Annotated in this window: 1 tRNA gene; it reads right to left on the bottom strand. The window is 39.2% G+C overall.

Features of this window, described 5'->3' with window-relative positions:
* Nucleotides 1-196: 196 nt before the first annotated feature.
* Nucleotides 197-272: transfer RNA gene (locus ACFQNF_RS20815), tRNA-Ala, on the bottom strand.
* Nucleotides 273-395 lie beyond the last annotated feature (123 nt).

The raw sequence follows: 395 nt of genomic DNA, 5'->3' as shown, positions 1-395 counted from the left end.
AATCGATTTTGATACAATCTACCCTTATTTATTTCTAAATTTGAGTATTACTTCTTCTATTTTTTTAAAGATCAAAGATACGTCTTGCTGATTTTAGAAACCAGAAATAAATAACCGTCTCAAGCAATAAATCTCTCTTGAGACAATGGTTTATTTCTATTTTCTGCTTTATTTCTTATCACCATCCTAAAAGGAATGGTGGAGGCTAACGGACTCGAACCGTTCACCCCCTGCTTGCAAAGCAGGTGCTCTACCAGATGAGCTAAGCCCCCAATTACCGCTTACTTTCTTGCAATCAAAATCAAACTGGTCGCTCTTTGACAGAGCTTTCCAACCATCTATTCCAAGGAATGAATGGTGGGTCAGACAGGAATCGAACCTGTGACCCCCGCCTT

This window comes from Iodobacter arcticus (assembly GCF_042664895.1).
GTDB lineage: Bacteria > Pseudomonadota > Gammaproteobacteria > Burkholderiales > Chitinibacteraceae > Iodobacter > Iodobacter arcticus.
This window is presented reverse-complemented; position numbering and strand designations above follow the sequence as displayed.